This is a genomic window from Pseudoalteromonas luteoviolacea DSM 6061 (assembly GCF_001625655.1).
Lineage (GTDB): Bacteria > Pseudomonadota > Gammaproteobacteria > Enterobacterales > Alteromonadaceae > Pseudoalteromonas > Pseudoalteromonas luteoviolacea.
Genome location: NZ_AUYB01000068.1, coordinates 47,914 through 55,734, shown reverse-complemented (window position 1 = coordinate 55,734; position 7,821 = coordinate 47,914). Strand labels below are relative to the sequence as shown.

Below are 7,821 nucleotides of genomic sequence, written 5' to 3'. Positions count from 1 at the left end.
TATTTGATCAACAAGGCCATTATCCGTGAATTTGAAAATGATGATTTTTGACTGATTAATGAGCGTTTTTGAGTGTTTTCACTGGAAAAATTCGGTTTGGGAGAAAGCTTTCTTGTTGAATTATCTCCAAAGCACTGCTCGGGAGAACTGTTGATTTCTCTTAATTTATTTGAATCTGATCCGTTCTCTTTTAGAACATTCCTCGAAGGAGAACTTTCAGATTTATAACTTGGAGAATTTGAATTTTTATTATCTGATCCACTGATGTCAAAAATACTCGTCATATCGCTGCCGATGGTCAAAACGAAATCTGTGGTAAAAAATGTGGTAAAAACGAGAAGTAAAGGAAGTGAATGCGCTGCAGCCCAGTAAATACGGGCATGTTCTGGGTGCTAATCAGCCCCTGAAATCTTTCATTCAGTACATAATAACTCTACTACATAACTAAGCAAAGTTGTTATTTTCCGGCATTGTAGCCCTAATATATTGGCTTAGCAATAGTTTTTATGATCATTGCGCCATGAAGCTAGTCGTTTGCTGGTTTCCTGACCGCTTTGGCTTCAAAGTACGCGAATTATTTTAATCTTACTGTGCTAGCGATTAATTTAAGCTGCCTACTGGCTTATTCTGTCAGCGAGATGAGTTCCAGTGCTCAATTGTTAGCAAGCTTAAAGAGCATACTGTTTAAAGCGACTTACCCAGTCAACGTTATTCAGTTGCTTTAATTGCTCATCATTTAAAAACTGACTAAGACGAGTTGCCTTAATTTTATTAAGCTCTGATATTTTGTTAGTAAGGTCGTCAATAGTAGGGTAAGCATCTTGATCTGTAATCACATAAGCGACTTCAATAAAGTTGTCTCTGAGCACTGAGAATAACTCCTGCTTTTGCGCAATAGTAAGCGCGTTGAGCTCTGACAAGTGTTCTACCATCATTAGCGCTTTTTTGTCAGAATCCTCGTAAAGGGTAGCAAAATACTTTTCTTCCCAATCAATTCTACCTTGTTGAAATGCTCGTTGTTCTTGGCGTTGCTTTTGGTTATCTCTATCAGGAGTTATTTGAGTAACCTGAGCCTTAGGCACTGCAGCTTGTAAAGAATAAAGTTGTTGCTCAATACTGATAAGTCGGCTCTTTATATTGAGGACATCAATGTCAAGATTTGATTGTAAAGTGGACGAAGGGGTGAGGCCATTTTTCAACGTGCTTTCAAGCGTCTCAATTCGCGCTGTAAGAGTAGTAACCTGAATATGTGTCAAAACATTGGTGAGGATAAGCGCAAGGATCGAAAATATAAAAAGATAACGAATTTTATTGTTGAGCATAAATTGTCCTTAGCAGGGCACCGGTACACGTATCGGTGCCCTGTTTTTTATTTACCGTAGCCTTCTTCTTTTTGGTAGACGTAACCACCAGAAGCTGTTGCGTTGAGCATTTCTACAACATCCGTGGTGTAAAAATGGTTATCGAGTTCGCTATGATATCCTCTATAAATGGTTTTAGCGCGTGACTTGGTTGTGTAACCTTCAGACTTTTCATATACATAGCCTAGTGACTTTATGTTGAGCGCTTCAACGACATCTGTTGTATAAAAGTGGTTGCCAGCAGGACCTGCATCTTTGTTGTATAAACGGTAAAAGGCTTTATCCGCATCAGCGTCGCCATATTCGACTAATGTAACAGCAACTCCTTGGTACTCGTAACCACCAGACGCCTTAGCATTGAGCATTTCTACTACGTCGGTAGTGTAAAAATGATTACCGTGTTTATAGCCACGATATAGTGGTTTATCTGCTGCAATAGCTGTAAGGCTATTGGCGCCAATTAAAGCTGCTATTAATATCGTCATTCTTTTGGGGGTGTTCATGTTCGCTCCTTGTTTGCTTTAAATGTTTTGAATATGTTAACACATTGTTTTTGTGTGTTATCGTTAAACTTTCGTGTAATGGCAATGGAGCTATTTTTTTAGGTCACATTGCTTAACTGGGATCTTCGTTAAGCTACCACTTTGTGGTTTCTGAGCGTTCAAATCAGATTCAGCTAAAATTACTTCAATGCGGTAATTGCTCTTTGCGTACTTTGGTTTGCCATAAAGGAGTACAGGTGTGATTGAACAGGCTAAATTTGTTGGGTGTTTTAAGGCGCTGGCAATTGCTGATGCGTGTGGTGCATGTTTTGAAGGTGGAGCACTTGAGCGAGCGCTTTGGTACTTTGTTGGCAAAACCTCAGACGGTAAACTTCGATATACCGACGACACGCAAATGTCCATTGATGTAGCAAACTCATTTCTAGCAAACCACACCATTGATCAAAACCACTTGGCAAAGACATTTGGTAATAGTTACCACTGGTCAAGAGGGTACGGGCCTAGTGCAGCTAAGCTTCTTAAGGGCATACACTCTGGTAAAGACTTCAACACACTAAATAAAGCAAAGTTTAAGGATGGCTCAAAAGGCAATGGCGCAGCGATGAGAGCTCCCGTTGTAGCCATATGTAATTTTATCAGTCAAGCAGTGTTGAAAGAAGACATCACCAAAACTGCAGAGATCACGCATGCACACCCAGAGGCGATTGAGGGGGCATTTTTAATAGCTCGGGCAACTCAACTTGCATTAATTGGGGTAGATAAAGTCGGTGTTATGCAAACTCTATGTACAGAAAGTAAATTGTGGCCTTACAAACAAAAGTTGGTTGCCTGTTACAAAGCGCTGACAAGTAGCCAGCCCCTTGACTCATATGAAATTAAGCACCAATTTGGCAATGGGATGTTGAGCATAGACTCGGTGGTGACTGCGCTCTATTATGCCTTTAGTTATCGACATAAACCGCTCACGCAGATGATCGAAGATGCATGCAGTTTGGGTGGTGACACAGACACTATCTGCGCCATGGCAGGTGGTATTTGGGGAGCTTATAACGGTGATGCAACGCTTAATGGCTTTGATCAACAAATAGAAGGGCTTGAACAAATAAGTGAGATTGCCCGAAATCTACACGCACGTTACGTATCACTTTTTAGCTAAGTTTGCTTTTTAGTTATAGTGCTGTATAAATAAACAGTAACTAAACTTGTAAAAGAAAGGGGCAAAAATATGCAAGGTAGCTGTCACTGTGGCAACGTCACAATCGATTTATCAACAGAAATTGACTTAGCGACAAGTTGTAATTGCTCGTTGTGTCATCGTTATGGGGCTATTTGGGGTTATTTTGAAATTGCACAAGTCAAAGTTGCAGTTAGTCATTCTAGTGTACAAAGTTATAAACATGGAGATGAATACCTCGACTTCCATCACTGCAGAGACTGCGGCTGTGTAACACACTACACACCAACAGAAAAAGCAGGCTCAACGCGTATGGCTGTTAATTTACGTATGTTTGATAAAAGCATCTTACAAGATGCGTCAGTCAGGTATTTTGATGGCGCTGATTCGTGGGAGTTTAAAGAACAAAGTGTCGACCGATACTTTGTTTAAGCAATCATTCAAATGAGAGTGAATATAAATAGCCCCAATTCCTTGGGGCTATTGGACTAGCTATGCGTGCGTATGACACGCGCTCCTGGGGTTAAAAGTCGTAATCAATACCGATGTAACCTGAGCGTCCAAGGATCGACCAGCCGTTGTAAGCGCCACGGCTTGTGGTCCAATGATCACCACCGTTGTTGTCGGTCACATTGTTGATACCAATGTACACAGAGGCATTGTCAGTTAATTGGTAGTCTGCACGTAGATTATGGATGCGTGAGTGAGATGGTGTATCCGAGTCACGGTAACCAGGATCTGCGTCGTCATCAAAGCGACCTGACATCTTAAACTTAAATGTCCAACTTAGCGTGAGGTCATCTAATTGATATTTGGTTACTAGGCTTGAGGCCCATTTAGGTCTGCCAAGCTGACCTACTTCATTATTAGTTTCATCTAAACCTGTAGCAAAGTTGCGTGTGGTTTCTGAGTCTTCAAGCATACGAGAAGCTTTAAAGTCGAACGAAAGCGCATCCCAAGAGTAGTAAGCTTCAAGGTCAACACCTCTCACGCGGCCAGAGTCAAAGTTTAAGCTCAATGGTTTAACGTATTCTACATCGCCATTGTCTTTACGAAATGCCAAGTCGCAGAACATATTGTCGATTGAATTTTGAGACAAATCTACGCAGTTCTTTAGAATGTCGCTCCCGCCAAACTCAGAGATCTTGTCTTTCAATTTAATATCAAAGTAGTCGATTGAAATGGTTAAGTCTTCTACTAATTTTGACGGTGTTAAAACCAAGCCAACAGTTAGAGTATCGGCTTTTTCTTGTTTCAAATCAGGGTTACCTGAACTTCTAGATTGGCCTCGCTGGGTTTTAATATTCGATGTCCAACCCGGCTCTATACCCAATAGCGCACAGTTTGCCTTACGGCGACCATCAGATGGACCACCATCGATTTCATCTGCATCACATGGGTCGGTAATGGTCGAGTAACCAATCGACTCACTTCTAAATTGCTCGTATAGCTGAGGAGCTCTAACTGCTTGCGAGAAAATAGAGCGCAAGCGAACTTGGTCATTGATCATCCAGTTCACAGCGAGTTTACTACTTTCAAATAAGCTATCGTTAGTGGAGTAATCCGCGATACGGTAAGCCGCTTCAACATCTAATTGATCTACAAATGGTAAATCGCTTAATACCGGTATCAATACTTCAATATATGCTTCTTTGATATTGCGGCTTGCATCCAAAACTTGCATTGTAGATGACAGATTTCCAGAGGCCCAAAGTTCATGAGGGTCAAAATAAATGCTCTCATATCGTGCTTCGACGCCTGTACTCATTTGTAACGTACCCGCTGGAAGTTCATAGAGATCGCCTGACAGGTTAGCTGTAAATGAGTGATTTACGGTGTCAGTGGTTGAGGTAAACGAATCAATCACATAGTCCATAAATGCTTCAGATGAGCGTTCAAAAGGAGAAAATGTTGGGCAATTACCGGCCTCTACACACTCGCCAGCAACTTGCATTTTACTAGTGAAACGGTCCTGGCGCATTTCAGTATGCCTATCCAATGACGCCATTGATTTACCGGTAACAAAGTTCACATCCCAGAACCAGTCATCTGCATATACCCCAGAGAAGGTCAATGAAGATGAAAAGTAGTCTCTGGTATTTGTGTGCTTGCGCCCACCGCGCTCGTAGAATGTGTGATGGAATCCAATCCAATCTTCGTCGTCAAAATTATTGGTGATAGAAGCTGGTGTATCAAATAACTCCTTTACTTCTTTAACTTGCATCCAAGCGCGCTTAAATGGTGGATCGATCACGTTGTTCGATTTCGTGCGTGCGAGTGTTACATCAAAGCCCACATCAAAGCTGTCAAATTGATAGTTTAGTGACGTAAATAAATTAATGCGCTCGAATGGATCTTCGATGTGCCCCCAGGCTGTGCCTTCGTAGCCTTTATCAGCATCAACTAGCCAGCCGTCATACATGTCTTTATAACGTGCTCGAAGCGCAACCTCTTGGGTTGCTTCATCAAAGTCATACCAGTCGTAACCACCATCGTCACCATTGTATACTGAGAAAATAGTTTGCGGCACACCCCAAGGGATAGGCGAAACGTTGGTTTTCCAAATTTTGGCCGGTTGACCTTCACCTTTATTTGGGTTGGTTACTGAGCGCTGGTAGTTATATGACTTTTCACGGTTATTTTGTGTGAGAGCTGACTCTGACAAGTAGTCAAATGCAACGGTTACATTGCCGTCGTCGTTAAAAGAAAAGCCATGGGTAAAGTTAAAACTTCTGGTACTGTGTCCGCCTTCTTGAGTGCCAGAAAAGTGCGCGTTAGCTTGTGTGCCTTCGAAATCTTTTTTCAAGATGAAGTTCACAACACCGGCGATTGCATCAGAGCCATAAATTGCCGAGGCGCCGCCAGTCATTACTTCAACACGTTCAATTAAAGATGCTGGTATAGTACCTACATCGGCAAACATACCTTGATAGTCCGTTGCGACAAGGGCAGGGCGTTTACCATTAATAAGAACTAGAGTTCTTTCTTCACCCATGTTGCGCAAATCAAGAATGTTAAGTCCTGAATTACCAAAAGAGTAGTTGCCTGATGCTGAGTCGAACCCATCAGCAAATTGTGGCATACCTGTCAAAATGTCATTGACGTTGTTTGCACCTGTAATTTTGATATCTTCTGCTGAAATCACAACAGTGGGAGACGGTGCTTCAAAGCTTGCACGCATAATGCGAGAACCTGTCACCGTAATACGTTCTGGCGCTTCGGCCTGATCGTCATCATTTGCATATACAGCTGGTGCCATACTTGCTGACGCAATCGCCAGTGCCAATAGGCTCCTGTTTAGGTTGCGTTTCGGTCTTTTGTTGATGCTCATGGTATTCCCCTCTTTACCACTGGATTATTATTGTATTCCTGTATCACTCGGTGTGTATGCAAAATTGTAATTAGTAACTTTCTTAAGAATCAATTTGCATAAAGAGCTGATAAATATGCGCTCAAGTAACGATGTGATAATTGTATACAATATACATTAAAAATAATTAGGCAAGCGTTAATATTGCAAAGGTGATGTCTTTTTGTTGCGATAAAGCTAATAGTGTTTAAGGGGAAAAGGTGTATGTAAGGTTATTTAGCATGGTGACTGAGCGACTTAGGCGATGACCGAATTGTTTATTTTAAATATCTTATTTATTTTCCCTTCTTTAAGTGGTGGGAATTATTCCTTTATGGTGAGGCTGTTTTTAGGCATTAAAAATTAACACTGTCGTCAGGTTAATTGTTTATTGTTCAGTAAATAGTAATAATGTTTTTGTCTAAAAATTTGCAACAAACCGAATTTTGGATGAGTAACGCATAAATTTAAAAGTAGTTTGGTATGAGTGAAAGTAGATTAAATATGCGTTTTCATATTACGCTGAGTGTGGTACAAAATTTAAACTAGAATCAACCGCCTAGCTAAATCTAATGAGAAGTCTTTATGCTGAAATTGTACGTTATAGCAACATGTTTTTTGAGTACATCTGTACATGCGATTGTGACTCGTCATGATGTTGCTCCAGATCGCTATCTAGCAAATAGTAAGGACTTTGTGCCGCTGGCAACATTTTATGTTGATGGGGCTCATGGGACATTGATTGCACCAAACTGGATTGTGACCGCAGCACATGCCACATTTTGTACAACCCCGAATAGTTATGTAAGAGTGGCTGATAAACTACGAAAAGTGAAACATACCTATGTTCATAAAGACTATAAGCCAGGTAAAAGTCATGATATCGCCTTGCTAGAGTTGGCTGAGCCAGTTGAAGATGTGAGGCCAGCAATACGATATAAGCAGACTGACGAATTGAATAGAGTCCTATGGTTTATTGGTATTGGAGGCACTGGTAGCGGCCTAACGGGGGAAACGGTAAATAGCTATAACAACCAACAAGTACTTCGTAAAGCACACAATAAAGTCTCAGAGGTAGATGGCCCGCTTATAAAATTCAAATTTGATAAAGGAGAAAAAGCTTTGCCACTGGAAGGCGTGTCTGGAGGTGGTGACAGCGGTGGCCCTGCATATGTAACCGACGCAAATGGCGTGCATTTGTTGGGAATAAGCTCTAGGTTTGAAGGAGCCGGTGTCGGAAAATATGGCATTACCGAAGTATATACACGCATTTCTTACTTTAACCCATGGATTGAACAAATCATGGCCCGTGAACAAGTCACTAAGTACAGTTCAGTTAGTTTATCGCAAGCACAGTTGCCTGCTGGTTTAACTGAAAGTAATTTGCAAAGCATATGTGAGCAGATAAATTTGTCACTTTAGGATAAAACGCAA

At 41.2% G+C, this 7,821-nt stretch carries 7 protein-coding genes; 3 read left to right on the top strand and 4 right to left on the bottom strand.

Going from position 1 to position 7,821, the window contains the following annotated elements; translation table 11 throughout:
- The 3 genes from N475_RS25925 to N475_RS03035 form a co-directional block, all read right to left on the bottom strand.
- Positions 1-284 (bottom strand): hypothetical protein (locus N475_RS25925; protein WP_211270597.1); only part of this gene is annotated, 284 nt, incomplete at its 3' end.
- 384 nt (positions 285-668) lie between these two features.
- Positions 669-1,322 carry a hypothetical protein gene (locus tag N475_RS03040; protein WP_063364676.1) on the bottom strand — a complete coding sequence of 218 codons (654 nt, stop codon included), beginning with the start codon at positions 1,320-1,322 and terminating at the stop codon, positions 669-671.
- Positions 1,323-1,369: 47 nt separating this feature from the next.
- Complete coding sequence (locus N475_RS03035; RefSeq protein WP_063359094.1) at positions 1,370-1,864, bottom strand: hypothetical protein; 495 nt, start codon at positions 1,862-1,864, stop codon at positions 1,370-1,372.
- A 238-nt stretch (positions 1,865-2,102) separates the two neighbouring features.
- Here N475_RS03035 and N475_RS03030 point away from each other — a divergent pair, with 238 nt between their 5' ends.
- Together N475_RS03030 and N475_RS03025 are read left to right on the top strand one after the other, a co-directional pair.
- Positions 2,103-3,020, top strand: coding sequence for an ADP-ribosylglycohydrolase family protein (locus N475_RS03030; protein ID WP_063359093.1), 918 nt, complete (start codon positions 2,103-2,105; stop codon positions 3,018-3,020).
- A 69-nt stretch (positions 3,021-3,089) separates the two neighbouring features.
- Positions 3,090-3,470, top strand: a complete 381-nt coding sequence (locus N475_RS03025; protein WP_063359092.1) for a GFA family protein — start codon at positions 3,090-3,092, stop codon at positions 3,468-3,470.
- Positions 3,471-3,561: 91 nt separating this feature from the next.
- Here N475_RS03025 and N475_RS03020 read toward each other — a convergent pair whose 3' ends face one another.
- Positions 3,562-6,369, bottom strand: a complete 2,808-nt coding sequence (locus tag N475_RS03020; protein ID WP_063359091.1) for a TonB-dependent receptor plug domain-containing protein — start codon at positions 6,367-6,369, stop codon at positions 3,562-3,564.
- 603 nt (positions 6,370-6,972) lie between these two features.
- Between N475_RS03020 and N475_RS03015 the strand changes: the two genes are divergently transcribed.
- Positions 6,973-7,809 carry a trypsin-like serine protease gene (locus N475_RS03015; RefSeq protein WP_063359090.1) on the top strand — a complete coding sequence of 279 codons (837 nt, stop codon included), beginning with the start codon at positions 6,973-6,975 and terminating at the stop codon, positions 7,807-7,809.
- The last annotated feature ends 12 nt before the right edge of the window (positions 7,810-7,821 follow it).